Below are 23,822 nucleotides of genomic sequence, written 5' to 3' on the forward strand. Positions count from 1 at the left end.
CGGACATGAACAAGGATTTCTCCTCCGCGCTGCGGCCGGCCATCGTGATGACGCTACTGTTCGCCACGCTGCTCGGCCTCGGCTATCCGCTGGCGATGACCGGGATTGGACAGGCGCTCTTCCCGGCGCAGGCCAATGGCAGCCTGGTCCGCGACGACGCCGGCCGCGTGATCGGGTCGAGTGTCGTCGGACAGGCCTTCACCACCGACCGCTATTTCCAGACCCGTCCATCGGCGGCAGGCAAGGGCTATGACGGACTCGCCTCGTCCGGCTCCAACCTCGGCCCGACGTCCAAGGCGCTGATGGAACGCGTAACGACAGACGTGGCGAAGCAGCGCGCGGAAGCGGTGAACGGCCCCCTGCCAGCCGACCTCGTGACCACCAGCGGATCGGGGCTCGACCCCGACCTGTCGCCAACCGCCGCGCTGGCACAGGCGCCCCGGGTCGCGCGGGTACGCGGGATCGGCGTCGATGCGGTCCGCCGCCTCGTGACGGAGACCACCGAAACCTCCGTCCTCGGCGACCCGACTGTCAATGTCCTCGCGCTCAACCGCGCACTCGACCGGCTGGCCCCCGCCCCGCGCTGATGCCGCCAGCCGACCCGCACCGTCCCGACCCCGACGCCCTGCTGCGCACCGCCGCGCAGGAGGGGCGCGGGCGGCTGAAGATCTTCCTCGGCGCGGCGCCGGGGGTCGGCAAGACCTATGAGATGCTGTCCGAAGGGGCGGCGCGCAAACGCGACGGCGTCGACGTGGTGGTCGGAGTCGTCGAGACGCACGGCCGGGTCGAGACCGAGGCGCTGACCCGTGGGCACGAAATCGTCCCCCGTCGCGACGTCGCCTATGAAGGCCGCACGCTGGGCGAGATGGACATCGACGCCATCCTGGCCCGTACCCCCCGCCTCGTCCTCGTGGACGAACTGGCGCACACCAACGCACCGGGCAGCCGCCATCCCAAACGCTATCAGGATGTCGAAGAACTGCTGGCCGCCGGCATCTCGGTCTATTCGACGCTCAACATCCAGCATGTCGAAAGCCTCAACGACGTCGTCGCCAGCTTCACCCGGGTCCGCGTCCGCGAAACCGTGCCCGACAGCATCCTCGAAGCCGCCGAGATCGAGGTCGTCGATATCCCTCCCGACGAGCTGATCGACCGGCTGAAGGCGGGCAAGGTCTATCTGCCGCAGGAGGCCACCCGCGCGCTCGACCATTTCTTTTCCAAATCGAACCTCTCGGCGCTGCGCGAACTGGCGCTGCGCCGCGCCGCACAGGCGGTCGACGCCCGAATGCTCGACGATGTTCGCGCGCTGGGGCTGGGCGGGACCTGGGCGGGCAGCGACCGGATCGTCGTCGCGATCAACGAACTGCCCGGCGCCGACAATCTGGTCCGCGCGGCCAAGCGCGTTGCCGACGGCCTGCGCGGCCCCTGGACCGCGCTGTTCGTCGAAACCCCGCGCACCGCCGCCTTCACGCCGGCGCAGCACGCCCGCGTCGCTGCGACGATGACCCTCGCGACTCAACTCGGCGCAGCGGTCGCGACCGTGCCGGCGCCCAATGTGGTGGACGGCATCCGCGGCTTTCTCTCCGATGCCCGCGCGACCCAGCTGGTGCTGGGCAAGTCGCGCCGGTCGCGCTGGTTCGAATTGCGGCATGGATCGGTCGTCGACCGGCTGGTGCGCGACACGCCGGGCGTGACGATCCACGTCCTGCCGGTCGAAGGCGAAGCGCCGCCCGACAGCCGCCGACAGCGCCCGATACATCCCTGGGGTACGGCCACCGGCTACGCGCTGACTACCGCGATGGTCGCCGGCATCACCGCGATCGCCAGCGCGCTGTTCCACATCCTCGAACTCGGCAATATCGGGATGCTGTATCTGCTCCCGGTGATGGTCGCCGCCAGCCTGCATGGGCTTCGCACCGGCCTGTTCGCCGGACTGGCCTCCAGCCTCGCCTACAACTTCTTCTTCCTGCCACCGGTCGGCACGCTCAGCATCAGCAATCCCGAAAATATCGTGTCGGTCGTGGTGCTGTTCGGTGTCGCCGTCGCGACCAGCCAGCTGACCGCGCGCGTGCGGGCGCAGGCCGATCTTGCCGCCGCCAGCGCGCGGACCAACGCGACGCTCGCCGGCTTCCTGCGCCAGATCGCGAGCGTAAACGACATCGACACCGCCGCGCGGATGATCTGCGACGATGTTCGACGGCTGCTCGGCGTACAGGTGCTGCTGCTGGGACCGGATCGCGCCAGCAACGTCGCAATCCTTGCCGCGACCGACCCGGCCTATCGGCTCGACACCATGGACCACGCCGCCGCAAACTGGGCCTATGAAACCGGCACGCCTGCCGGCAAGGGATCGGGCACGCTCACCGCCTCCGAATGGCTGTTCCACCCGCTGAAGGCCGGCGAACGGAGGGTCGGTGTACTGGCCATCGCCAATGAAAGTGGCGGCAATCCGGTCCGCCCCGACCAGCTTCCCCTGCTCTCCAGCCTCGCCGACCAATCCGCGCTCGTCCTCGAACGGCTGCGCCTGCAGGCCGAGATGCGCGACGTCGACGCCGTCCGTACCCGCGACCGGCTGCGCGCCGCACTGCTGTCGTCGGTCAGCCACGACCTGCGCACCCCGCTGACCGCCGTGATGGTCGCCGCCGACCAGCTGGGCCACGGCGTCACGCCCGAACTGGTCGGCACGATCCGGTCGGAAGCGGCGCGGCTGAACCGCTTCGTCGCCAACCTGCTCGACATGGCGCGGGTGGAGGCCGGCGCGATCCGGCTGAAGGTCGAGGCGACCGACCTCAGCGATGCTGTCGCCGGGGCCGCGCACGACGCGCGCGATGCGCTGGCGGGGCATGACGTCCGCCTCGACGTGCCGCCCGATCTGCCGCTGGTGCGCGTCGATCCGCAATTACTGCACCATTGCCTGCTCAATCTGCTCGACAATGCCGGGCGTTACGCCGATCCGGGCACCGAAATCGTGATCGAAGGGCGCAACCGCTATGGCGAGATCAGCCTGTCGGTCCGCGATCAGGGGCCGGGCCTTCCCCCCGGACAGGAGGCGCGCGTGTTCGAAACCTTTACCCGGCTGGAGGGGACCGATCGCTCGGCCGGCGGCACCGGGCTGGGCCTTGCCATCGTCAAGGCCTTTGCCGAAGCGATGGGGATGACCGTCACCGCCGCGAACCGACCCGATGGCGCCGGCGCTATCTTCTCACTGATCCTCCCGCCCGCCCTGCTGCTGCGCGACGTCGCGGGGAGCGCCGACTGATGCCCGCGAAAATTCTCGTCGTCGACGACGAAGCCGCCATCCGCCGTCTACTCCGCAACACCCTGGTCCGCGCAGGTTATGACGTCGTCGACGCCTGTAACGGTCGGGATGCCTTGCACGAAGCTGCAGCCGAACGCCCCGACGCGGTCCTGCTCGACCTCGGCCTGCCCGACCGCGACGGACTGAGCCTGATCCCGCTGCTGCGTGCGCAGGGCGACGCGGTCGTGCTGGTCGTCTCCGCGCGCGATGCCGTGGAGGAAAAGGTATCCGCGCTCGACCTCGGCGCCGACGACTTCGTCACCAAGCCGTTCGATACCGAGGAACTGCTCGCGCGCCTCCGGGTCGCGCTGCGGCATCGCCGCGCCAACGACCCCGCACGGCAGATCGTCGAGCGCGGCGACCTGCGCATCGACCTGGATCGTCGCACCGTATTCCGCGCCGGGGTCGAGCTCCACCTGACCCGCAAGGAACATGACGTGCTGGCGCAACTCGCCCGCCACATCGGCCGCATCGTGACGCACGAACGGCTGCTGACGACCTGCTGGGGTGGCGACGAGGACCCCCGCATCGAATATCTGCGCATCATCATCCGCAACCTGCGCCAGAAGCTCGAAGCCCCCGACCCGGTCGGCAGCGTCATCGCCAATGAACTGGGCGTCGGCTATCGGCTGCGGTCTGACAGCTGACCGCGATTTTGCCGCTTCGGCATCCGGCGGTATAGGCCGCACATGCACCGCCCGCCGAGTGAACCCGATATCGAAACCATGCTGCTCGGCCCGGTCCTGCCGGAGCGCGACTGCGGCGACTGCACTGCCTGCTGCACCCATCTGACGGTCAATTCGCCGGATTTCGCCAAGCCGGCCGGCATCGCCTGTTCGCACCTGACGCCAGGCGGATGCGGCATCCACGCAGTACGCCCGCATATCTGCCGGACCTGGTTCTGTGTCTGGCGCCGCCGCGCCGACCTGCCCGACGCCGCCCGGCCCGACCGCTCCGGCCTGCTCGTCTCGCTGAATTTCGTCGACCAGGCGCAGAATTGTCTGGAGGCGGTGTCGATCAATATCCGCATGCTGCCGGGCAGCGACGCAATCCGCAACGGGCTGGCCGCCGCGACGCTCGACCGCCTGTGCCGGGACCTGGTGCCGGTCTGGTTCAGCGACGGCGAGGAAAAGATGCTGATGCACCCGGCGGCCGACGTCGCCCGTCACGTCCTGTCCGACACCCCGCCGCCCGCCGCGCTCGCGCCAGAGGTAGCCGCTTGGCGCGAACGCTACGCCCTGTTCGGCGCCGATCGGACCGATGCCGACTGACGCAGACCGTCTGGGCTGACAACGTTATCATCCTGCAGTAAGTCGGGCGCGAACAGCGAACAGGAAACGGCTGGGGGACGATGATGCCAGTATCGACAAACGGACTGAATAGAACCATTGTGAACGTTCACTCGACTTCGATCGGAAAGCACCGCATGCCCGCCACTTCCCGCACCACCCTGCTGCGCCTGCTCGGCGGCACGTTGCTCGCCGGCAGCATCCTGTCGTCGCCCGCTTTGGCGCAGACGACCAACAACGCACCCAAGGCCGCTAGTGCGCCGACCGAAGGCCCGCAGCAGCGCCCATGGATGAACACCGCGCTCGACGCCGCGGCGCGGACCGAATTGCTGCTGAAGGAAATGACGCTCGACGAAAAGCTCCAGCTGACCTTCGGCTATTTCTCGACCAAGGCGGAATGGCAACGCTCGCCGATCAAGAACTGGCAGATGCCGAAGGACGGCCTGCCCGATTCCGCCGGCATCGTCCCGGGCATCCCGCGCCTCGGCATCCCGAACCAGTGGCAGACCGATGCCGGTGTCGGCGTCGCCAGCCAGCGTACGCAGACCCCGCGTCTGCGCACGTCGCTCCCCTCGGGCATCGCCACCGCCGCGACCTGGAACCCCGAACTCGCGCAGGCGGGCGGTGCGATGATCGGGAACGAGGCGTTTCTGTCGGGCTTCAACGTGCAGCTGGCCGGCGGCATGAACCTGATGCGCGAACCGCGCAACGGGCGGAATTTCGAATATGGCGGCGAAGACCCGCTGCTCGCGGGCATCATCACCGGCCACGAGATCAAGGGCATCCAGTCGCAGAACGTCGTTTCGACGATGAAGCATTTCGCCTTCAACGGGCAGGAAACGAACCGCTTCAACATCGACCACAGGATCGGCGAACAGGCCGCCCGCCAGTCCGACCTGCTCGCTTTCGAATTCGCGCTGGAGGTCGGCGATCCCGGATCAGTCATGTGCGCCTACAACCGCGTCAACGGCTTCTATGCGTGCGAGAATGACTGGCTGCTCAACAAGACGCTGAAGCAGGACTGGGGCTACAAGGGCTTCGTCATGTCCGACTGGGGCGCAACCCATTCGACGACGCAGGCGGCCAATGCCGGGTTGGACCAGCAATCGGGCTGGGCGTTCGACCGCTCGCCCTATTTCGCCGATGCGCTGCGCGAAGCGGTCAACAACGGCTATGTGCCCGAAGCCCGCGCGACCGACATGGCCCGCCGCATTCTGTGGGCGATGTTCGACAACGGCCTGTTCGACAAGCCGGTGGCCGGCGACCGCGCGACCACGATCGACTATGCCGCCCACGCCGCCGTCACCCGCGCCGATGCGGAAGAAGGCATCGTCCTGCTCAAGAACACGCCGGGCCTGCTGCCGTTGTCGCGCACGGCAAAGTCGATCCTCGTCATCGGTGCCCATGCCGATGTCGGCGTCCTGTCGGGCGGCGGGTCGAGCCAGGTCTATCCCTATGGCGGTCCGGTCAACGGCTTGGCCGTGCCGGACGAATTCCCCAGCGGCTTCCCCGGCCCCAAGCTCTACCACCCGTCCTCACCAGTGAAGGCGTTGCAGGCCCGCACCCGCGCCACCGTTACCTATCTCGACGGCAAGGACGTTCGCGCCGCCGCGGCCGCCGCGCGCAAGGCCGATGTCGTCATCGTGTTCGGTGAACAATGGACTGGCGAATCGATCGACGCGCCGAACCTGAACCTGCCCGACAATCAGGATGCGCTGATCGACGCGGTCGCGCGCGCCAACAAGCGCACCGTCGTCGTGCTCGAAACCGGCGGTCCGGTGCTGATGCCGTGGCTGCCAAAGGTCGGCTCAGTGCTCGAGGCATGGTATTCCGGCACCTCGGGCGGCGAAGCGATCGCCCGCGTCCTGACCGGCGAGGTCAACCCGTCGGGTCACCTGCCCGCAACCTTCCCCGCTTCGCTCGCCCAGCTGCCGCGTCCGGTGATCGAGGGCGATCCCAAGCTCGACCGCGATTCACACCCGATGGGCAATTACGATATCGAAGGCGCTGCGGTCGGCTACAAATGGTTCGACAAGACCGGCGCCAGGCCGCTGTTCCCGTTCGGCTACGGCCTCTCCTACACCAATTTCACGCTCGGCAAGCTGACCGCCACGCCGCAGGGCAAGAGCGTGTCGGCGAGCTTCACCATCACCAACAGCGGCAAGGTCCGGGGCAAGGGGCTGGCCCAGCTCTATGTCGCCGGCAACGGCTGGGAAGCACCCAAGCGGCTCGGCGGCTTCACCAAGGTCGATCTGGCCCCGGGTGAAAGCCGGTCGGTCACGCTGACCGTCGATCCGCGCCTGCTAGCGACCTTCGACAGCAAGACCCGCGGCTGGAACATCGCCGGCGGCGACTATCAGCTGCTGCTGGCCCATTCCGCGACCGACATCGCCGAACGGGCAACGGTGCGGCTGGCGCCCGCTACGCTCGACAATCGCGGGCGGTGATGGGACGTCCGGGGATCGGTCTCGATCCCCGGATCGTCCAACCAGACCACGCCATCTCCGTCACCCCGGGCTTGACCCGGGATGACGAGCTGGTGGATCGGTCCTGTCGCGCTCAAATTCGTCGTCCGCCGGACAAGCCGAGCCGGCCGGGTTTTACGCCATGAAGTGGGGAAGGTGACGCTCTCCGCAAAACAAAAAGGGCCGCGGTAGCATCTGCCACCGCGGCCCTTTTCGCAGCAATCGACGCGGCATCCCGCCGCGTGCGACTTACTTCTTGCCGAGCGTGAGACCGCCGAAGCGCTTGTTGAAGCGCGCGACCTGGCCGCCCGAATCCAGCATCTGGCCACGGCCGCCGGTCCATGCCGGGTGCGCCAGCGGGTCGATGTCCAGCTGCATCGTGTCGCCTTCCTTGCCCCAGGTGGAGCGGGTTTCGAACACCGTGCCGTCGGTCATCTGGACCTTGATCATGTGGTAGTCGGGGTGCGTGTCTTTCTTCATCGACTGTCTCCGCAAGCGGCTGGTTCCGACCAGCCCTGGAAAGGGGAAGGCGCGCCCGTACACGGACGCGCCCATAATAGCAATGATCGGTATCCGCCTACGCCTTGGGCGGGTCGGCGATCATCGCGGTGAATTCGCATTCGGCGGCCAGTTCGCCATCGATCCGCGCCTTGCCCGCGAACTTGCAGACCCGCGCGCGCTTCTGCACGAACTCCGCCTCCAGCGTCAGCAGCACGCCCGGCTCGACCGGCTTGCGGAACTTCACGCCGTCGATCGACATGAAATAGACCAGCTTGCCCGAGCCGGCGAGGCCGAGGCTTTCGACCGCGAGGATGCCGGCGGCCTGCGCCAGCGCCTCGACGATCAGCACGCCCGGCATGATCGGACGGCCGGGGAAATGCCCCTGGAAAAAGCCTTCGTTGATCGTCACCGCCTTGATCGCGGTGATCGACCGGTCGGGGATCAGCTCCGCGACACGGTCGACCAGCAACATGGGATAGCGATGCGGGATCGCCGCCATCACGCGCGTGATGTCGAGCGGTCCGATCGAGGTCGCTTCCCCTTCCATCGATCAGCGGCCTGCCGGGGCCGGACGTGCGCCGGCGGCGGGCGCGGTCGGGGCGGCCTGTGCCGGGGCGGTCACGCTGACGCTCGGCAGCTGCGCGTTGAGGGCGGCGAGCACCGCGTCGGTGATCTCGGTCGCCGGTGCGTTGTAGAAGCTGCTGCCCTTGTCGACGGCCAGCGTCGCGCCGCGCTGCTGCGCGACCTGGGTAATGATCGGGCCCAGCTTCGTGCCGATCTGTTCGCGGACATAGGCGATGTTGCGCTGGACCTGCTGTTCCTGCTGGCCGATCTGCTGCTGCGCCTGCTGCTGGCGCTGCTCGAAGGTGCGGATGCGGGTCTGGAGCGCGGCGTCCGGGTTGCCCTTGGCGGCGGTCACGGCGGTCTGCAGCGACTGCGCTTCGGTCTGCAGCGGCTGGCCGAGCGAGGTCGCGAGCGACTGGAGCTGGGTGCGCTGCGTCTGGAGCTGCGCGGTTGCCGCCTTGCACGCGGTGCAGTCGCGGAAGATCCGCTCCGAATCCACGACGGCGATCTTCGCGTCGGGCAGCGCCTGGGCGAACGCCGGGGCGGTCGGAAGGGCGAAAACGAATGCGGCGACAGCCGCCTTGGTGAAGCTACGCATCAGAATTGGGTTCCTACGTTGAAAGTAATGAGTTTCTTGTCGTCGCCCGGCTGGCTCAGCAACGCCTTGGCAAGGTCGATGCGCAGCGGCCCGAACGGCGAGTTCCAGTTCACCCCGATACCGATCGACAGGCGCGGGCGAGCCGAATCGCCAAGGAACTGTTCGAGGAAGGGATCGGTGGTCGACACGGCAAGCGTGTTCGCTTCACCGCCGGCGCACGTGCCACCGATCGTCGCCGAGTAACCGACCGCACAGGTGGTCTGGCGGAATGCCGTTGCGCCCGACGCGTCGGTGAACTGGTTGTTGTAGACCTGCTGACCGTTGATCTTGGTCGGCTGGCTGAACGGCAGCAACGACGGCGACCCGTCCTTGTTGAACCGCAACGTGCCATCGGCATTCTTCGCCTGCTCGAACTGAACGGTCGGCAGCGGACGGGTGACGCCGAACAGCGCACCGGCCTGGATGAAGATCGACGGACGCAGCCCCAGCTCGGCGATGCCCGATCCCAACGGCGGCTCGAGTTCGAGCTTGCCGAGATAATAGGCCTTGCCGCCCAGCGGGTCGTTCAGCACCTGATCGCGTGCGGTGATCAGCGCCTGATCGCCCCCGGCGACCGACCCGGTGTAACGCTGCCGCTGGATGCGCGGGCCGACGCCGCGAATGTCGAAGCCGCGGAACTGCGGTTCACCCAGATAGAAGCGATCGACGATGCGGACCGGATCGATTCCCTCGCCCGGGCTCTTCTGGAGCGCGTGGATATAGCCGCCCTCGATACCGGCCGACAGGACGAACCCGCCGAGATTCCAGTATTTGTCGAAGTCGCCGCGCACGCGGGCATAGCGCACGTCGCCGCCCAGACCGGCAAAGTCGACGCCGGTCACCAGCCGCTGGCCACGCGACGGGCGCAGGCGGTTGTTGAGATTGTCGAAGATCAGATTCGCGCCGACGATGCTCGACAAACGGTTGCCGATTGAATCGCACAGATAGCGCCCGGCCTTCAACGGGTCGCAGACGCCGTCGGTGAAATAGGTCGCCTCGTCCAGCCCGACATTGTCCTGGCTCAACTGATAGCGGCCCGACAGCGTCCAGAACTCGGTCAGCGGCACGCTCGCCACGACCTGTCCGCCGGTCGAAATCTGCGAATAGAGCGAGTTGCGGCCGGTGCCGAGGAAGTTGAACGAATTGAAATCGCGGCGGAACAGCGTACCGCCCAGCGCGATATTCTTGTCGAACAGATAGGGTTCGGTGAAGCCCAGCTCGATCGACTTCTGATAGGTCGAATAATTGACCGACGCCTGAAGGTCCTGCCCCTTGCCCCGGAAATTCCGTTGGCGGATCGACGCCTGGATGATGAAGCGTTCGAGGCTGGAGAAGCCGGCCGACAGCGTCAGTTCGCCGGTCGACTTTTCCTCGACATTCGCCGCCAGGATGATCCGGTCGGGCGAGGACCCTTCCTTGCGCTCGATTTCGAACTTGTCCTGGAAATATCCCAGCGAATTGATGCGGTCCTGCGAACGCTTGATCAGGAACGCGTTGAACGCGTCCCCTTCGGCCACGCGGAATTCGCGACGGATCACGCGGTCCTGCGTCTGCGTATTGCCGGTGATGTCGATCTTCTCGACATAGGTGCGGTTGGCTTCGTTCAGGAAGAACGTGATCGCCATGGTCAGGTTTTCGCGGTCCGGCTGATATTCCGGGCGCACGTCGGTGAACGCATAGCCGAACAGCCCGGCATATTCGCTCAGTTGGTCGATCGCGTCTTCGGTCAGCTTCGCGTTGTACCAGTCGCCCTTCTTCATCGGCAGCGACTTGGTCAACGATGCGTTGTCGAAGTCGCGGATCGCGCTTTCGACCGCCACATCGCCGAATTTGTACCGCTTCCCTTCCTCCACCACGTAGGTGATGATGAAGTCTTCCTTGTCCGGCGTCAGTTCGGCAACGGCCGAGATGACGCGGAAATCGGCATAGCCGTTGGTCAGGTAGAATTGGCGCAGCTTCTGCTGGTCGTAGGCGAGGCGATCCTGATCATAGCTCGTGTTCGAGCTGAAGATGCGCCACGGCCGCGACTCCTTGGTCGCCATCTCGCCGCGCAGCTCGCTGTCGCTGAACACCTCGTTGCCGAGGATGTTGATCTGGCGGACCTTGGACTTCGGCCCTTCCTGGATTTCGAAGATTACGTCGACGCGGTTCTGGTCGAGCATGACCATCTTCGGCTCGACATTCGCCGCGAACCGGCCCTGACGGCGATACAGCTCGACGATCCGCGCCACGTCGGCACGGACGGCGGTACGGGTGAAGATCTGCCGCGGGGCGAGCTTGATCTCCTTGGTGATCTTGTCGTCCTTCAGCCGCTTGTTGCCTTCCAGCACGACGCGGTTGATGATCGGGTTCTCGCGCACCCGGACGATGATGTCGCTGGTCTCGGCGCCCTCGATCTCGACATTGGCGAGCAGGTCCGACGCGTACAGGTCCTTGATCGCCTGATCGAGCGTTTCCGCGGTGTACGGAATGCCGACGCGCAGCTTGGTATAGGACAGCACCGTGTCCGGTTCGATACGCTGTGCGCCTTCGACCCGGAGCGAGCGGATGGTACGGGTCGGCGCGACGGGCGCCGCCGGCGCCTGCGCGGTGGGCGGCTGGACTGCCGGGGCAGCAGCGGCCGGGCGCGTCTGGGCCGAGGCGGCCGTGCCCGAGAGCATCGTGCTCGCGAGCAGCGCGACGCCATGCGCGCCGTAAATCGAAAACTTGCTTGCCGTCACCAAACCCACCCCAACCGGAGGAACTTTCCAAACAGGACGATTGCGCCCTGCCCTAACCGCGTCAGCCGATCAAGCCGGCCAGCCCACGCCACACGCCGAACGCCCCCAGATCGTTCACCGTGACGAAAATCATCAATGCAAGCAACAGCGCCAATCCGCCGCGGAACGCCCACTCCATCGTCTGCGGGCTGACCGGCCCGCGCTTCACCGCTTCGATGGCGTAGAAGAACAGGTGGCCGCCATCCAGCATCGGAACTGGCAACAAGTTGATGAACCCCAAGTTAATGGATACGAACGCCACGAACGTCACCAGCGCCGGCCAACCGAGCGACAGCTGTTCGCCCGACGTCTTGGCAATGCGCAAGGGGCCGCCCATTTCGTCCATCGAACGCCGCCCGGTGATGATCTGCCACAGCCCGTCGACGGTCCCGCGCAGGATCGCACCGACCATCCGCGTGCCTTCGGCTGGCGCCTGCCAGAGCGGCAGCGGGGCATAGACCGGAGGCCCACGCTCGATGCCGAACCGGCCGATCTTCGCTTCGTTGCCGAACCGGTCGCGCTGTACCACCGAACCGATGACGGCATCGGTCTTCTGCGCCGCTCCGCCGCGCAGATACTCCACCGTCACCCGTTCGCCCGGATGCATCGCGGTATAGAAGGACAGGTCCGAAAAGGTTTCGATCGTCCGCCCGTCCAGCGCCGCGATCCGGTCCCCCGGCTGCAATCCGGCGCGGTCCGCAGCACTGCCCTGCACCACACCGCCGACTGTGGCCGGCGTGCGATCCACGCCATAGGCTGCGGCAAAGCCACCCAGGATCAGGACTGCGAGCAACAGGTTCACCGCCGGCCCCGCCGCAACGATGATCGCCCGCTGCCATACCGGCTTGGCCTGAAACGTGCGAGCGCGCTCATGGGCCGGCAGTTGCAGCCATTCCGCATCCGGCTGCGACGCCGGGTTCATGTCGCCGGCAAAGCGGACATAGCCCCCCAGCGGTAGCCATCCGAACTTCCACCGGGTGCCGTGCCGGTCGGTAAAGCCGGCAATCTCCCGGCCGAACCCGACCGAAAACGCATCGACCTTCACACCGAACCAGCGTCCGGCGGCATAATGGCCAAGCTCGTGCAGGAACACCAACGGCCCCAGCACCAGCAGGAACGCGATGATGGTCATCAACAGTCCGGGGGATTCGATCAAGCGACGCCGTCCTTCACACGCTCGCCCGCCAACACCCTTGCCTCCGCATCGATCGTCAGCACGGCGTCGAGCGTCTGCGGCTTCGGCGGATCGAAGCGATCCAGAACATCCGCGACGATTGCGGCAATTTCGAGGAAGCCGATCCGCCGGTCGAGAAACGCCGCCACCGCGACTTCATTCGCCGCGTTCAGGATCGCCGGCCGCGCCCCGCCCGCCGACAGCGCGGCACGGGCCAGCGCGAGAGCGGAGAAGCGCACCATGTCGGGCGCCTCGAAATCCAGCCGCCCGATCCGGGCAAGATCGAGCCGTTCGCACGGCGTATCCATCCGGTCGGGCCAGGCGAGCGCGTGCGCGATCGGCACGCGCATGTCCGGCGACCCCAGTTGCGCCAGTGTCGACCCGTCGACATATTCGACCATCGAATGGATCACCGACTGGCGATGGACCAGCACGTCGAGCTGTTCGGGGCTGACGGGGAACAGGTGATACGCCTCGATCAGTTCGAGGCCCTTGTTCATCATCGTCGCCGAATCGACCGAAATCTTGGCGCCCATCGACCAATTGGGATGCGCCACCGCCTGTTCGGGCGTGATGGCGCGCATCTCTTCCAGTGATCGCTCGCGGAACGGCCCGCCGCTCGCGGTCAGGATGATGCGGCGGATGCGCTCGGGCGGGCAATCGTCGAGGCACTGGAAGACCGCATTATGCTCGCTGTCGACCGGCAGCAGCGTGGTGCCCGCCCGGCGCGCCGCCGCCATCATCACATCGCCGGCCGAAACCAGGGCTTCCTTGTTGGCAAGCGCCACCGCGCCACCGCGCGCCAACGCTGCCATGACCGGCTTCAGCCCCGCGGTGCCGACGATCGCCGCCATGGTCCAGTCGACCGGCCGCGCCGCCGCTTCGACCACCGCCTGCGCGCCGCCCGCCGCCTCGATCCCGCTGCCGTCCAGCGCGTCGCGCAACGCCGGCAGACAGGCTTCGTCGCCGACCACCGCCAGCGCCGCGCCGACCCGGCGTGCAGCGGCTGCCAGCTTGCCGACGTCACGATGTGCCGTCAGCGCCTCGACCGCGAAATCATCGGGATTGCGCTCGATCAGGTCGAGCGTCGACGACCCGACCGATCCGGTCGCGCCCAATATGGTAACCCGCTTCATGCCAGATACAGCCCCGCCAATACCATCAGCGCCGCAGCCGGCGCGACGGGAACCAGTCCGTCCAAACGATCCAAGACGCCGCCATGGCCGGGCAGGACGTTGCCCGAATCCTTGACCCCGGCCTTGCGCTTCAGCTGGCTCTCATACAGGTCGCCCATCTGCGCCAGTACCGCCAGCAGCGGCGTCGCCAGCACCAGATGCAGCGGCAGTCCGGCATATTGCAGCACGCCCGCCAGCACCGACGCGGCGATTACGCCGCCGATCAGTCCGGCCCAGGTCTTGTTCGGGCTGATCGTCGGCGCAAGCTTCGGCCCGCCGATCGACCGGCCCGCGAAATAGGCGCCGATGTCGCATGCCCAGACCAGCGCCATCGCCCAGAAGGCGAGCAGCAGCCCGTCGCCCTGCCCGCGCAGGAACACGACCGCCAGCGCCGGCGCCCCGCAATAGACGATGCCACGCGCCAGCCCCGGCAGGCGGGTCGTGATGACGACGAAGAACGCAGCGCCAATAATCAGCCCCAGCGCCAGGAAACTCGCTCCCGCCGCCAGCGGCGACAGGATCGCCAGCGGCACGGTCAGCGCGAACTGCGCCAGCCGCTTATGCTCGCGCGAGACTTTGTGCAGGTCGGCCCATTCGGCCATCATGAACAGGGTGCCGATCGCGACCAGCAGCCAGAACACGAAACCGCCCAGCCACAAGGCGGTCGCCGCCACCGCAATCATGCCGACACTGGCCAGCGTCCGCGTGGCAAGGTCGGATTTGCGCCGCGCAACCGGATCGGCGGCGGGATCGGGAATCACAGGCCCCCGAACCGGCGCTGCCGCTGGCCATAGGCGGCGATCGCCTGCGCCAGGCACTCGCCGTCGAAATCGGGCCACAGCGTGTCGACGAACAACAGCTCGGCATAAGCCGCCTGCCACAACAGGAAGTTCGACAGGCGCTGTTCCCCCGACGTGCGGATCATCAGGTCGAGCGGCGGCAGGCCATCGGTATCGAGTTCACGGTCGATCGCCGCCTCGTCGATCGCCGACACGGGCATCCCGGCCGCAACCTTTTCCGCCAGCCGCCGCGCCGCCGCGACCAATTCGGCCTGCGCGCCATAGTTCAGCGCGATGGCCAGGATCGGCCCGGTGTTGGTCGCCGTCCGCGCCACCGCGTCGTCGATCAACTCGACCAAGTCGGCCTTGAGCGCGCGGTAATTCCCAAGGATGCGCAGCCGCACGCCCTCGCGCGTCAGTTCCTTGATCTCGTTCTTCAGGAAATGGCGCAGCAACCCCATCAGGTCGCCGATTTCCTCTTCCGGCCGGCGCCAATTCTCCGACGAGAAGGCATAGAGCGTCAGCGCCTCGATGCCCTGTTCGCGCGCGGCCCGGGTGATGCGACGCACCGCCTCCACGCCCTGCCGATGGCCCGCCACGCGCGGCAGGCGCCGGGCCTTCGCCCAGCGGCCGTTGCCGTCCATGATGATCGCCACATGACGCGGAATGGATGCGGAGGAATGCAGGCCCGGTTCGTCGGCATGGGCCGGAACCGGAGCACGCGCGGCGAACGACGTCACTTGCCGAGGATTTCCTTTTCCTTGGCATCGGCCGCCGCATCGATCTCGGCGATCGTGGCGTCGGTCAGCTTCTGGACCTCGGTCTCGTGGCGCTTGCGCTCGTCTTCCGAATAGACGCCCTTCTTCTCGTCGGTCTTCAGGCTTTCCATGCCGTCGCGACGGACGTTGCGCACGGCGATACGCGCCGATTCCGCATATTTGCCGGCCAGCTTCGCCAGTTCCTTGCGACGCTCCTCGGTCAGGTCGGGGATCGGCAGGCGCAGCGTCTGGCCGTCGACGATCGGGTTGAGGCCGAGACCGGCCGAACGGATCGCCTTGTCGGCCGGGCCGACATTCGACTTGTCCCACACCTGGACCGACAGCATGCGCGGCTCGGGCGCCGACACGGTCGCGACCTGGTTCAGCGGCATGTGCGCGCCGTACACCTCGACCATCACCGGATCGAGCAGCGATACCGCCGCCCGCCCGGTGCGCAGACCGCTCAGGTCGCCCTTCAGCGATTCCACGGCACCGGCCATCCGGCGCTCCAGATCGGCCTTGTTATATGCGGCCATAACCGACTTCCTTCTGAATCAAGCGTTGTTCTGGACGATCGTCGACACACCTTCGCCCGCCAGCACGGCGGCAAGGTTGCCTTCGTCGCGAATGTTGAAGACGACGATCGGGATATTGTTGTCGCGGCACAGCGCCACCGCCGACGCGTCCATCACCTTCAGGTCGTCGGCCAGCACGCGCCCGAAGCCCAGCGTGTCGTAGCGCTTGGCGGTCGGCACCTTCTTCGGGTCCGCGTCATAGACGCCGTCGACACTGGTGCCCTTGAACAGCGCCTCGCAACCCATTTCGGCGGCGCGCAGCGCGGCGGTGGTATCGGTGGTGAAGAACGGGCTGCCAGTGCCGGCGGCGAAGATCACGACGCGCCCCTTCTCCATGTGGCGCACCGCGCGACGGCGGATATAGGGCTCGCACACCGACGCCATCGGGATCGCCGACTGGACGCGGGTTTCGACGCCGATCTGTTCCAGTGCGTTCTGCATGGCGAGCGCGTTCATCACGGTCGCGAGCATGCCCATATAATCGGCGCTCGCGCGCTCGAAGCCCGCCGCAGCCCCGGCGACACCGCGGAAGATGTTACCGCCGCCGACCACGACGCACACCTCATGCCCTTCGCCCCGCGCGGCCTTGATCTCGCGGGCGACGCGGTCGCACATCGCGGGGTCGATGCCGAACTGGCCCGATCCCATCAGCACTTCGCCGGACAGTTTCAGGAGGATACGATTGAAGCGGGGACGGGTCATGAAACCTGCAAAGTTGGCTGGATTGGAGCGCGGCGGACCCTAGCCGCGACCGCCCGCAAAGCCAAGCGGCCATTGGCCGATACGACAAGGGCCGCAGGTGCATATCACACCTGCGGCCCCTGCCTTTGCCGGATCGGCGGGTAGGACCTTACTTGGTCAGGCCGGCCGTGGCGGCGACTTCGGCGGCGAAGTCGCTCTCTTCCTTCTCGATGCCTTCGCCGAGCTGGAAGCGGACATAGTCCTTCAGCACGATGGTCGTGCCCGCGTCCTTGGCCGCCTTGGCGACGACGTCCGCGACCGGCGTCTTGCCGTCCATCACGATCGGCTGGCTCAGCAGCGCGTTTTCCTTGGCGAACTTCTTCACCGAACCTTCGACCATCTTGGCGATGATGTCGGCCGGCTTACCCGATTCGGCGGCCTTTTCGGTCGCGATCTGGCGCTCACGCTCCAGGATGTCCTGGTCCAGACCGCTCTCGTCCAGCGCCAGCGGGAAGGCAGCGGCGATGTGCATCGCGATCTGCTTGCCCAGCGGTTCGAGGACGTCGACGCCGGCGTCCGATTCCAGCGCGACCAGCACGCCGATCTTGCCCAGGCCGGGGGCGGCGGCGTTGTGGACATACGGGATCACCGCGCCCTTGGCGACTTCGACGGCCTTCGCGCGACGCAGCACCTGGTTTTCGCCGATGGTCGAGATGTTGGCGACCAGCGCGTCCTCGACGGTGCCGCCGTTCGGCATCGCCTGGCCCTTCAGCGCCTCGATATCGTCGCCCTTTTCCAGCGCGATCGCGACGACGTCACGAACGAAGCTCTGGAACTGGTCGTTCTTGGCGACGAAGTCGGTCTGGCTGTTGACTTCGATCGCAACGCCCTTGGTGCCGGCGACGGCAACGCCGACCAGACCTTCGGCCGCGGTGCGGCTCGACTTCTTGGCGACGGCGGCAAGGCCCTTGGTACGCAGCCAGTCGACGGCGGCTTCCATGTCGCCATTATTCTCGGACAGCGCCTTCTTGCAGTCCATCATGCCTGCGCCCGAGCGCTCACGCAGTTCCTTGACGGCGGCGGCGGTAACTTCTGCCATGATCAGGCTCCTGATTGGTGTTCGATATGCTTGCGGGCGAGGCAGCGCGTGTTCCGCCCTGCCCCGCCCGCACGTCAGTTCCGTGACAGCTTACGCTTCGACAGCGGCTTCCGGCTCGGCGGTCAGCACTTCCTCTGCCGGCGGCTCGTCCATCGCGCCCAGGTCGCGGCCCGAATGGGCCATCGCCTGCTGCCCGCCACGGGTCGCGGCGATCGCCACGGCTTCGCAGTACAGGCGGATCGCACGGCTCGCGTCATCGTTCGCGGGCACCGGGAAGGCGATGCCGTCCGGCGACACGTTCGAATCGAGGATCGCGACGACCGGGATACCTAGCGTGTTGGCTTCCTTGATCGCCAGCTCTTCCTTGTTCGCGTCGATCACGAACATGATGTCGGGAATGCCGCCCAGATCGCGGATACCGCCGAGCGACAGCTCCAGCTTGTCCTTCTCGCGGGTCAGGTTCAGCACTTCCTTCTTGGTCAGGCCGTGCGTGTCACCCGACAGCTGCTCTTCGAGCGCCTTGAGACGCTTGATCGAGTTGCTGATCGTCTTCCAGTTGGTGAGCATGCCGCCCAGCCAGCGATGGTTGACGAAATGCTGGCCCGACTTGCGCGCTGCTTCGGCGATCGGCTCCTGCGCCTGGCGCTTGGTGCCGACGAACAGGACCTTGCCGCCCGACGCGACGGTCGACGACACGAATTCGAGCGCGCGTGCGAACAGCGGCACGGTCTGCGACAGGTCGAGGATGTGGACGCCGTTACGATCGCCAAAGATGTACGGCTTCATCTTCGGGTTCCAGCGGTGGGTCTGGTGGCCGAAGTGCGCGCCCGATTCGAGCAGCGCCTGCATGGTGACGACGGGTGCCGCCATAGGATAATTCCTTCCGGTTGATCCTCTGGGAAGCAGGAACCCTTGTTTGGGCCTTAGGCCCGGGCACCGGTATATGCGCTTCCCATGTGGGGTTGAGACGGCGGCCCTTAGCGGAACATCGGCGGGCGATCAAGACTTGACGATGGAACGATATGAGAACATACAGGGTTCAGACACGGACCATGGAACAAGAACTCAACTAACCTGTTGAGGGGGCTTGCGATTTCATGGTCGCATGATCGGGGAGTTTCGAGATGGCCCTGTTGGTTTCTGCGTTGTTCGCTTTCGGTTTCATCGTCGCGGTGGCGACGATCTTCGCCACCATCGTTCCGGCAAAGGACCGCATCCTTCGCCTGCTGCTGCGTGGCCCGGAATGGACGATCGACCCACTGCCCCCGGTACGGCTGACATCGCGCCGTGGCGTTATCCGCCAGCGCGCCGCTACGGCCGCTGCGCAGCCGCTTCGCGTAGCCGCCTGACCCGCGCATAGCTGCGAATGCTGAACGGCAGCGTCACCAGATAGGCGACGCATACTGCCGTGAGCGTTTCCCACGCGGCGGACACCAACGCAGCCGCAACGATCACCACGCCGACAATCGCTTCGAACCGGATGTTCGGACGCAGCTTGAGCGACGACCAGCTATAGGTGGCGAGGCTCGACACCATCAGGAAGGCGACGAACGCCACCCAGGGGGCGACCAGCCACGGCGACCGGAACAGGTCCTCGCCTGACCAGATCCAGATGTATAGCGGCAGCATGGCCAGCCCGGCACCCGCCGGGGCAGGAATGCCGGTCAGGAATCCGGCGGACTTGTGCGGCTGATCGGCCACGTCGATCCGCGCGTTGAATCGGGCGAGGCGGAGCGCGGTGAATACCGCATAGACCAAAGATACGATCCATCCGATCCGCGGCTCGGTCAGCAGCGACCAGAGGTACAGGATCAGCGCCGGCGACACACCGAACGAGATCGCGTCGGACAGCGAATCGAGCTCCGCGCCGAACTTGCTCTCGCCGCGCACCAGTCGCGCGACCCTGCCGTCCAGCCCGTCGAGCACCCCGGCGAGCAGCACCATCAGCACGGCGCGCTCCCACTCGCCGCCAATGGCGAAACGGATGCCGGTCAGGCCGGAACACAGCGCCAGCGCGGTGATGGCATTGGGCGCGAAGGCACGCAGCGGAATACCGCGCACGGGAAGCTGGCGACGCATCCTCACTGTGCCACACCGACGGGGGCGGCAAGTCCCGGTCGTCCCAGTACCGTTTCACCGGCAACGCTGCGCTGGCCCAGCGCAACCTGCGGCTCGATCCCTTCGGGCAGGAACACGTCGACGCGGCTGCCGAAGCGGATCAGGCCGATCCGCTGTCCTGCCGCGACGAAATCCCCCGGCTTCACGAAGCCGACGATCCGCCGCGCGACCAGCCCGGCAATCTGGGTGAAGCCGACCCGCTGCCCATCCAGTCCCTCGACCACGATATGCTGGCGCTCATTCTCGTCGCTTGCCTTGTCGAGATCGGCGTTCAGGAACTTGCCGGAAATATAGACGACCTGCCGCACCGTGCCCGCGATCGGCGTACGGTTGATGTGCACGTCGAACACCGACATGAAGATCGACACCCGCACCAGCGGCTGATCGCCAAGACCGTTGGGGCCGCGCAACTCCGGCGGCAGTTCGACCCGCTGGATCATCGTGACCATGCCATCGGCCGGCGCGACGATCAGGCCTTCGCCCTGCGGCGTCGTGCGGATCGGATCGCGAAAGAAGGAGGCGACCCACAAGGTCACCAGCCCCATCGGCCATGCCAGCGTCTCCCATGCCATGAAGGCGAAGAAGGCGGTGATGACGGCGGCGATGAGGACGTATTTGCGCCCTTCGGGATGAACCGAGGGCCAGCGCCACTTGACGGTCGTGGTGCCGACCGCGGGCTTTTCGAGCGATGCCATGAAGCGTGGTGTAGCCAAGGCGGGTCGTGCTGACAACCGCCCCGCTCCGCCCGCCCGGTTGATCCCGCGCCAACGACCCCCTAAGGCCCTCGCAACCGCAACAATATCGAGAGCAGGCGCATGGCGAAGATCAAGGTCAAAACCCCGGTCGTGGAGATCGACGGCGACGAAATGACCCGCATCATCTGGGCATGGATTCGCGAACGGCTGATCCTCCCCTATCTCGATATCGACCTCGAATATTATGACCTGGGCATCGAGAGGCGCGACGAGACCGACGACAAGATCACGGTCGACAGCGCCAAGGCGATCCAGAAGTATGGCGTCGGCGTGAAGTGCGCCACGATCACCCCCGACGAAGCCCGCGTCGAGGAATTCGGCCTGAAGAAGATGTGGCGCTCGCCCAACGGCACGATCCGCAACATCCTGGGCGGCGTGGTCTTCCGCGAACCGATCGTCATCTCGAACGTGCCGCGCCTGATCCCGGGCTGGACCAAGCCGATCGTCGTCGGCCGCCATGCATTCGGCGACCAGTATAAGGCGACCGATTTCAAGGTGCCGGGTGCGGGCAAGCTCACCATGAAGTGGGAAGGCACCGACGGGCAGGTGATCGAGGAGGAAGTGTTCGACTTCCCCGCCGCCGGCGTCGCCATGGGCATGTACAATCTCGACGAATCGATCCGTGACTTTGCCCGCGCGTCGATGAACTACGGCCTCGGCCGTGGCTGGCCGGTGTATCTGTCGACCAAGAATACGATCCTGAAAGCGTATGACGGCCGCTTCAAGGATATCTTCGAGGAAGTATTCGCGACCGAATTCAAGGATCAGTTCCAGGCCGCCGGCATCGAATATCAGCATCGCCTAATCGACGACATGGTTGCATCGGCGCTGAAGTGGCACGGCGAGTTCGTCTGGGCCTGCAAGAACTATGACGGCGACGTGCAGTCTGACCAGGTCGCGCAGGGTTTCGGTTCGCTCGGCCTGATGACTTCGGTTCTGATGTCGCCGGACGGCAAGACGATCGAAGCCGAAGCCGCCCACGGCACCGTTACGCGACACTATCGCCAACATCAGCAGGGCAAGGCGACCTCGACCAACCCGATCGCGTCGATCTTCGCCTGGACCGGCGGCCTGAAGTATCGCGGCAAGTTCGACGGCACGCCGGAAGTCACCAAGTTCGCCGAGACGCTGGAAAAGGTCTGCATCGAAACCGTCGAAGCCGGCCACATGACCAAGGATCTCGCGATCCTGATCGGCCCGAACCAGCCGTGGATGACCACCGAACAGTTCTTCGAACAGGTTCGCGTCAACCTCGAATCGGCGATGGGCGCGCAGAGCTGATCCGTCCCCATCATCGGTAGAGGCGAACGGCGTTCATCCCCGCGGATGGGCGCCGTTCGTGCGTTAGCGGTTGCCGCGTCCGTGCCGCATCCGCAACAATGCCGCCATGCCATTGCCGATTGATTCGACGCCGTTCAGCGATTCGCTGGTCATTCTGGGGGCCGCCGGCCTCGTCATTCCCGCGTTTGCCCGCTTTCGGGTCAACCCGGTCATCGGGTTCATTCTGGTCGGCGTGCTCGTCGGCCCCTTCGGCCTCGGCGCGCTGGTCGACCGTGCGCCCTGGCTGTTCCACATCACCATCACCGACCGACATTCGATCGAACCCTTCGCCGAATTCGGCATCGTCCTCCTGTTGTTTTCGATCGGCCTCGAACTGTCGTTCAAGCGCCTCTGGGCGATGCGCCGGCAGGTGTTCGGACTGGGCGCCGCCGAACTGTTCGGATCGGCGCTGCTGATTGGCATCGCGCTGATGGTACTGGGTCAGGCAACCGCGGGTGCGATCGGGCTCGGCCTCGCCCTCGCACTTTCATCGACCGCGTTGGTGCTGCCGATGGCAGGCACGACCGGACCGGTCGGCCGCACCGCCTTCTCCATGCTGCTGTTCGAGGATCTGGCGCTCGTCCCGATCATCTTTGCGCTCGGCGCGCTCGCTCCGACCGCGACCGATGACGGCTGGGTCGGCCTTGCCAATACCGCGATGTGGGGCGGCTTGAGCGTCGTCGGCCTCTATGCCGCCGGCCGCCTGTTCCTGCCACGCCTGTTCGCGCAGGCAGCCCGGACCAAGAGCCCCGAGCTGTTCCTGTCCGCCAGCCTGCTCGTCGTCATCGTCGCCAGCCTCGTCACGACCGCAGCCGGCCTGTCGCCGATCGTCGGAGCGCTGCTCGCCGGCCTGCTGATCGCCGAAACCGAATATCATAGCGAGGTCGAGGTCATCACCGCGCCATTCAAGGGACTGGCGCTGGGCGTGTTCCTGATCACCGTCGGCATGAGCCTCGACCTCGCGACTATCGCCGACAACTGGCCCGAACTGCTTGGCGCCATCGCCGGCGTGGTCGTGCTGAAGGCGGTCGTTACCAGCGGGCTGCTGTGGTTCAACGGCGTGCGCCCTGGCACCGCAACCGAAACCGGCCTGCTGATGTCGAGCCCGTCGGAAACGACGCTGATCGTGCTGGCCGCCGCGACGCAGGCGCAGCTGATCCAGTCGTCGACTGCCGCCTTCTGGCAGACGGTCACTGCCATCGGTCTGACCATCACGCCGCTGCTGGCGACGCTGGGCAAGCGGGTGTCACGCCGGATCGAGCATCGCACGGGTACGCCGGAGGAAGCCCCGGTCGAAACCGCCGCCGCACGCGTCGTGATCATCGGGTTCGGGCGTGTGGGTCGGCTGGTCGCCGAAATGCTCAAGACCCACGGCAAGAGCTATATCGCGGTCGATTCAGACATCGACAACGTCGCGGCGGCACGCGCGGAAGGGCATCCGATCCTGTTCGGCGACGTATCGCGTTCCGAACTGGTCGATCGCCTGGACCTCGGCCGTGCGTCTGCCCTGGTGCTGACGATGGACGATCCCGTGCTGACCGTGCGGTTGACGCGCCGGGTTCGCGGCTGGGTGCCGAACCTGACGATCCTCGCCCGCGCTCGGGACGCGACCCATGCCGCCGAACTCTATGCAGCCGGGGTCAGCGACGCGGTGCCCGAAACGCTCGAAAGCTCGCTGCAATTGTCTGAAGCGGTGCTGGTCGATCTCGGCGTCGCGATGGGACCGGTGATCGCCTCGATCCACGAAAAGCGTGACGAATTGCGCCAGACGATCCGCGAGCAGGCCGATCTGGAACGCGAACCCCGTATCCGCCGCCTGCGCCGGATCGACGATCCTGTGTGACTTAAGAGAAGGTCGCCAGTCCTGCCGATGCG

The 23,822-nt window shown here is 66.3% G+C and carries 22 protein-coding genes; 8 read left to right on the forward strand and 14 right to left on the reverse strand.

Translation table 11 applies throughout. The annotated features are described in order from the left end of the window. Window positions 1–5 precede the first annotated feature (5 nt). The 5 genes from kdpC (at window position 6) to PPZ50_RS11385 (ending at window position 7,034) form a co-directional block, all read left to right on the forward strand. Window positions 6–587, forward strand: coding sequence for a potassium-transporting ATPase subunit KdpC (gene kdpC, locus PPZ50_RS11365; RefSeq protein WP_066689866.1), 582 nt, complete (start codon window positions 6–8; stop codon window positions 585–587). Continuing rightward, window positions 587–3,259: a sensor histidine kinase gene (locus PPZ50_RS11370; protein ID WP_066689865.1), complete on the forward strand. Its 2,673-nt coding sequence runs from the start codon at window positions 587–589 to the stop codon at window positions 3,257–3,259. The genes kdpC and PPZ50_RS11370 overlap by 1 nt, the downstream gene beginning before the upstream one ends. Continuing rightward, entirely contained in the window at window positions 3,259–3,945 is a 687-nt protein-coding gene (locus PPZ50_RS11375; protein WP_066689864.1) for a response regulator transcription factor, read from the forward strand. The genes PPZ50_RS11370 and PPZ50_RS11375 overlap by 1 nt, the downstream gene beginning before the upstream one ends. Window positions 3,946–3,987: 42 nt before the next feature. Next, entirely contained in the window at window positions 3,988–4,569 is a 582-nt protein-coding gene (locus PPZ50_RS11380) for a YkgJ family cysteine cluster protein (RefSeq protein ID WP_066689863.1), read from the forward strand. 155 nt (window positions 4,570–4,724) lie between these two features. Further along, window positions 4,725–7,034 (forward strand): beta-glucosidase family protein, encoded by a 2,310-nt coding sequence (locus PPZ50_RS11385; RefSeq protein WP_126013713.1) that lies wholly within the window; start codon window positions 4,725–4,727, stop codon window positions 7,032–7,034. A gap of 267 nt (window positions 7,035–7,301) precedes the next feature. On the opposite strand, the gene rpmE is transcribed toward PPZ50_RS11385, so the two are convergent. The 12 genes from rpmE to rpsB form a co-directional block, all read right to left on the reverse strand. After that, window positions 7,302–7,532: a 50S ribosomal protein L31 gene (gene rpmE / locus PPZ50_RS11390; RefSeq protein WP_066689861.1), complete on the reverse strand. Its 231-nt coding sequence runs from the start codon at window positions 7,530–7,532 to the stop codon at window positions 7,302–7,304. 97 nt (window positions 7,533–7,629) lie between these two features. Continuing rightward, window positions 7,630–8,100 (reverse strand): 3-hydroxyacyl-ACP dehydratase FabZ, encoded by a 471-nt coding sequence (gene fabZ, locus PPZ50_RS11395; protein WP_066689860.1) that lies wholly within the window; start codon window positions 8,098–8,100, stop codon window positions 7,630–7,632. A 3-nt stretch (window positions 8,101–8,103) separates the two neighbouring features. After that, window positions 8,104–8,715: an OmpH family outer membrane protein gene (locus PPZ50_RS11400; RefSeq protein ID WP_066689859.1), complete on the reverse strand. Its 612-nt coding sequence runs from the start codon at window positions 8,713–8,715 to the stop codon at window positions 8,104–8,106. Beyond that, window positions 8,715–11,414: an outer membrane protein assembly factor BamA gene (gene bamA / locus PPZ50_RS11405; protein WP_084401509.1), complete on the reverse strand. Its 2,700-nt coding sequence runs from the start codon at window positions 11,412–11,414 to the stop codon at window positions 8,715–8,717. The genes PPZ50_RS11400 and bamA overlap by 1 nt, the downstream gene beginning before the upstream one ends. A gap of 121 nt (window positions 11,415–11,535) precedes the next feature. Then, the gene (locus tag PPZ50_RS11410) at window positions 11,536–12,669 is read right to left on the reverse strand and encodes a M50 family metallopeptidase (protein ID WP_066689858.1); all 1,134 of its coding nucleotides are present in this window, start codon (window positions 12,667–12,669) and stop codon (window positions 11,536–11,538) included. Beyond that, window positions 12,666–13,823, reverse strand: coding sequence for a 1-deoxy-D-xylulose-5-phosphate reductoisomerase (locus PPZ50_RS11415; protein ID WP_066689857.1), 1,158 nt, complete (start codon window positions 13,821–13,823; stop codon window positions 12,666–12,668). The genes PPZ50_RS11410 and PPZ50_RS11415 overlap by 4 nt, the downstream gene beginning before the upstream one ends. Continuing rightward, complete coding sequence (locus PPZ50_RS11420) at window positions 13,820–14,545, reverse strand: phosphatidate cytidylyltransferase (protein ID WP_084401508.1); 726 nt, start codon at window positions 14,543–14,545, stop codon at window positions 13,820–13,822. Before PPZ50_RS11420 ends, PPZ50_RS11415 begins: the two co-directional genes overlap by 4 nt. A 74-nt stretch (window positions 14,546–14,619) precedes the next feature. Next, entirely contained in the window at window positions 14,620–15,285 is a 666-nt protein-coding gene (uppS, locus tag PPZ50_RS11425; RefSeq protein WP_084401506.1) for a polyprenyl diphosphate synthase, read from the reverse strand. A 92-nt stretch (window positions 15,286–15,377) separates the two neighbouring features. After that, entirely contained in the window at window positions 15,378–15,935 is a 558-nt protein-coding gene (gene frr, locus PPZ50_RS11430) for a ribosome recycling factor (RefSeq protein ID WP_066689855.1), read from the reverse strand. Between the two features lie 18 nt (window positions 15,936–15,953). Continuing rightward, the gene (gene pyrH, locus PPZ50_RS11435) at window positions 15,954–16,676 is read right to left on the reverse strand and encodes a UMP kinase (protein WP_066689854.1); all 723 of its coding nucleotides are present in this window, start codon (window positions 16,674–16,676) and stop codon (window positions 15,954–15,956) included. 148 nt (window positions 16,677–16,824) lie between these two features. After that, window positions 16,825–17,754 carry a translation elongation factor Ts gene (gene tsf, locus PPZ50_RS11440; protein ID WP_066689853.1) on the reverse strand — a complete coding sequence of 310 codons (930 nt, stop codon included), beginning with the start codon at window positions 17,752–17,754 and terminating at the stop codon, window positions 16,825–16,827. Between the two features lie 90 nt (window positions 17,755–17,844). Beyond that, window positions 17,845–18,624: a 30S ribosomal protein S2 gene (rpsB, locus tag PPZ50_RS11445; RefSeq protein ID WP_066689852.1), complete on the reverse strand. Its 780-nt coding sequence runs from the start codon at window positions 18,622–18,624 to the stop codon at window positions 17,845–17,847. Between the two features lie 254 nt (window positions 18,625–18,878). Between rpsB and PPZ50_RS11450 the strand changes: the two genes are divergently transcribed. Then, the gene (locus tag PPZ50_RS11450) at window positions 18,879–19,103 is read left to right on the forward strand and encodes a hypothetical protein (RefSeq protein WP_066689851.1); all 225 of its coding nucleotides are present in this window, start codon (window positions 18,879–18,881) and stop codon (window positions 19,101–19,103) included. Here PPZ50_RS11450 and PPZ50_RS11455 read toward each other — a convergent pair. Then, the gene (locus tag PPZ50_RS11455) at window positions 19,066–19,833 is read right to left on the reverse strand and encodes a CDP-alcohol phosphatidyltransferase family protein (protein ID WP_066689850.1); all 768 of its coding nucleotides are present in this window, start codon (window positions 19,831–19,833) and stop codon (window positions 19,066–19,068) included. The genes PPZ50_RS11450 and PPZ50_RS11455 overlap by 38 nt on opposite strands. 2 nt (window positions 19,834–19,835) lie before the next feature. Next, entirely contained in the window at window positions 19,836–20,567 is a 732-nt protein-coding gene (locus PPZ50_RS11460; RefSeq protein ID WP_066689849.1) for a phosphatidylserine decarboxylase, read from the reverse strand. 120 nt (window positions 20,568–20,687) lie between these two features. On the opposite strand from PPZ50_RS11460, the gene PPZ50_RS11465 reads away from it, so the two are divergent. Next, window positions 20,688–21,908, forward strand: coding sequence for an NADP-dependent isocitrate dehydrogenase (locus PPZ50_RS11465; protein WP_066689848.1), 1,221 nt, complete (start codon window positions 20,688–20,690; stop codon window positions 21,906–21,908). Between the two features lie 106 nt (window positions 21,909–22,014). Next, window positions 22,015–23,790, forward strand: a complete 1,776-nt coding sequence (locus PPZ50_RS11470; protein ID WP_066689891.1) for a cation:proton antiporter domain-containing protein — start codon at window positions 22,015–22,017, stop codon at window positions 23,788–23,790. The last annotated feature ends 32 nt before the right edge of the window (window positions 23,791–23,822 follow it).

It is taken from the genome of Sphingomonas hankookensis (assembly GCF_028551275.1).
In the GTDB taxonomy this organism is placed as follows: domain Bacteria; phylum Pseudomonadota; class Alphaproteobacteria; order Sphingomonadales; family Sphingomonadaceae; genus Sphingomonas; species Sphingomonas hankookensis_A.

What these genes read in the sequence shown, in the direction of transcription:
- kdpC (WP_066689866.1), top strand. Translation starts at nt 6, where the DNA reads ATGAACAAGGATTTCTCCTCCGCGCTGCGGCCGGCCATCGTGATGACG.
- PPZ50_RS11370 (WP_066689865.1), top strand. Translation starts at nt 587, where the DNA reads ATGCCGCCAGCCGACCCGCACCGTCCCGACCCCGACGCCCTGCTGCGC.
- PPZ50_RS11375 (WP_066689864.1), top strand. Translation starts at nt 3,259, where the DNA reads ATGCCCGCGAAAATTCTCGTCGTCGACGACGAAGCCGCCATCCGCCGT.
- PPZ50_RS11380 (WP_066689863.1), top strand. Translation starts at nt 3,988, where the DNA reads ATGCACCGCCCGCCGAGTGAACCCGATATCGAAACCATGCTGCTCGGC.
- PPZ50_RS11385 (WP_126013713.1), top strand. Translation starts at nt 4,725, where the DNA reads ATGCCCGCCACTTCCCGCACCACCCTGCTGCGCCTGCTCGGCGGCACG.
- rpmE (WP_066689861.1), bottom strand. Translation starts at nt 7,532, where the DNA reads ATGAAGAAAGACACGCACCCCGACTACCACATGATCAAGGTCCAGATG.
- fabZ (WP_066689860.1), bottom strand. Translation starts at nt 8,100, where the DNA reads ATGGAAGGGGAAGCGACCTCGATCGGACCGCTCGACATCACGCGCGTG.
- PPZ50_RS11400 (WP_066689859.1), bottom strand. Translation starts at nt 8,715, where the DNA reads ATGCGTAGCTTCACCAAGGCGGCTGTCGCCGCATTCGTTTTCGCCCTT.
- bamA (WP_084401509.1), bottom strand. Translation starts at nt 11,414, where the DNA reads ATGCTCTCGGGCACGGCCGCCTCGGCCCAGACGCGCCCGGCCGCTGCT.
- PPZ50_RS11415 (WP_066689857.1), bottom strand. Translation starts at nt 13,823, where the DNA reads ATGAAGCGGGTTACCATATTGGGCGCGACCGGATCGGTCGGGTCGTCG.
- PPZ50_RS11420 (WP_084401508.1), bottom strand. Translation starts at nt 14,545, where the DNA reads ATGATTGCGGTGGCGGCGACCGCCTTGTGGCTGGGCGGTTTCGTGTTC.
- uppS (WP_084401506.1), bottom strand. Translation starts at nt 15,285, where the DNA reads ATGGACGGCAACGGCCGCTGGGCGAAGGCCCGGCGCCTGCCGCGCGTG.
- frr (WP_066689855.1), bottom strand. Translation starts at nt 15,935, where the DNA reads ATGGCCGCATATAACAAGGCCGATCTGGAGCGCCGGATGGCCGGTGCC.
- pyrH (WP_066689854.1), bottom strand. Translation starts at nt 16,676, where the DNA reads ATGACCCGTCCCCGCTTCAATCGTATCCTCCTGAAACTGTCCGGCGAA.
- tsf (WP_066689853.1), bottom strand. Translation starts at nt 17,754, where the DNA reads ATGGCAGAAGTTACCGCCGCCGCCGTCAAGGAACTGCGTGAGCGCTCG.
- rpsB (WP_066689852.1), bottom strand. Translation starts at nt 18,624, where the DNA reads ATGGCGGCACCCGTCGTCACCATGCAGGCGCTGCTCGAATCGGGCGCG.
- PPZ50_RS11450 (WP_066689851.1), top strand. Translation starts at nt 18,879, where the DNA reads ATGGCCCTGTTGGTTTCTGCGTTGTTCGCTTTCGGTTTCATCGTCGCG.
- PPZ50_RS11455 (WP_066689850.1), bottom strand. Translation starts at nt 19,833, where the DNA reads ATGCGTCGCCAGCTTCCCGTGCGCGGTATTCCGCTGCGTGCCTTCGCG.
- PPZ50_RS11460 (WP_066689849.1), bottom strand. Translation starts at nt 20,567, where the DNA reads ATGGCATCGCTCGAAAAGCCCGCGGTCGGCACCACGACCGTCAAGTGG.
- PPZ50_RS11465 (WP_066689848.1), top strand. Translation starts at nt 20,688, where the DNA reads ATGGCGAAGATCAAGGTCAAAACCCCGGTCGTGGAGATCGACGGCGAC.
- PPZ50_RS11470 (WP_066689891.1), top strand. Translation starts at nt 22,015, where the DNA reads ATGCCATTGCCGATTGATTCGACGCCGTTCAGCGATTCGCTGGTCATT.